1 protein-coding gene is annotated in these 1,336 nt (G+C 44.2%); it reads left to right on the forward strand.

Annotated elements, in window-relative coordinates:
- Positions 1-1,088: ATP-binding protein (locus F6K51_RS37455; protein ID WP_293031292.1), on the forward strand; the 1,088-nt coding region annotated here is incomplete at its 5' end.
- Between the last annotated feature and the right edge of the window lie 248 nt (positions 1,089-1,336).

Genomic DNA, 1,336 nt, shown 5'->3' on the forward strand with positions numbered 1-1,336 from the left:
TTCTAAGCTCTCGGGAATACCTGTTTCAGTCCCTAGTGGACAATTCTCCCGAGTGTATAGGGGTATTTGACCGGGAATTTCGTTATGTCTATGCTAATCCGTCCCTGTCCAAGGCCATTGGGATCGCCCAGTCAGAATTGATCGGCAAAACCCATCGTGACCTGCAGATGCCAGAAGACTTTATCCATTTATGGGATAGAGCCATGGAAAAGGTGTTTGCTACAGGTCAAGAAAAGAGCATTGAATTCCAGTGGATCAAAGAGAATGGGCGACAGTTTTATCAATCCTTTCTGGTGCCAGAGTTGGCCAGTGATGGTTCAGTAGAATTTGTCTTGGGGTTTAGCTGCGGGATTAGCGATCGCATAACCAATACAGAATTTTCAAGGTGGATTGAGCAGTTACAGAACTCTAACCGAGAACTGGAACAGTTTGCTTATGTGGCTTCCCACGATTTACAAGAACCCCTGCGGAAGGTCAAGAGTTTCACAGAATTGCTGGTGGAAGAGTACCAGGGGAAATTGGATCACGAAGCAGACAAATACATGGCTTACATTGTTGATGGTGTTTTCCGCATGCAGAGTCTGATTAAAGATCTGCTCGCCTACTCCCGTTTGGGTCGGTCTGAACTGACCTTTGAACCCACAGATATCGCTGAAGTGCTTGAACAGGTTCTTGAAAACTTGAGTGTTACCATTAAAGAAAATCATGCTGTCATCACCCATGATCCACTGCCAACTATCTCAGCTAATCCCCAACACATGGTGGAATTGTTCCAGAATCTAATCAGTAATGGCATCAAATTCCGTTCCGAGGCAACTCCTGAGATTCACATTGAAGCTCAGTTGCAGGAATCCAAATGGTTAATAGGGGTTCGAGATAATGGTATTGGTATTCCAACCAAGTATGCTGAACGAATTTTTTCCATATTCCAACGACTACATGGTAGGAGCAAGTATCCCGGTACCGGGATTGGTTTAGCCATTTGTCAGAAAATCGTCCAGTGTCACGGTGGAAATATTTGGGTCGAATCCGAGTCTGGTGTTGGCTCAAGATTCTATTTCACCTTGCCAATTCATCAGAGTTGGTAGCCAAAGATGGCTGATGGGTTTGTGGATAAAAAATCAATAATAAATGATATGATAGCCAAGTTCAACTAACCCAATGTCTTGATGCAATAGCGAGTGGGGGGAAACCCCCAAGACCGCGCTGCATCGCTTTCAATTAACTATGATATGTACAGTAAATTCCCTGAAATTCTGCTAATAGAAGACGATCCTGGAGATATAGAACTCACCAGGAAAGCACTCAACAAAGCGAAACTGGGGATTAACCTCCA

Source organism: Moorena sp. SIO3I8 (assembly GCF_010692325.1).
Classification (GTDB): Bacteria; Cyanobacteriota; Cyanobacteriia; order Cyanobacteriales; family Coleofasciculaceae; genus Moorena.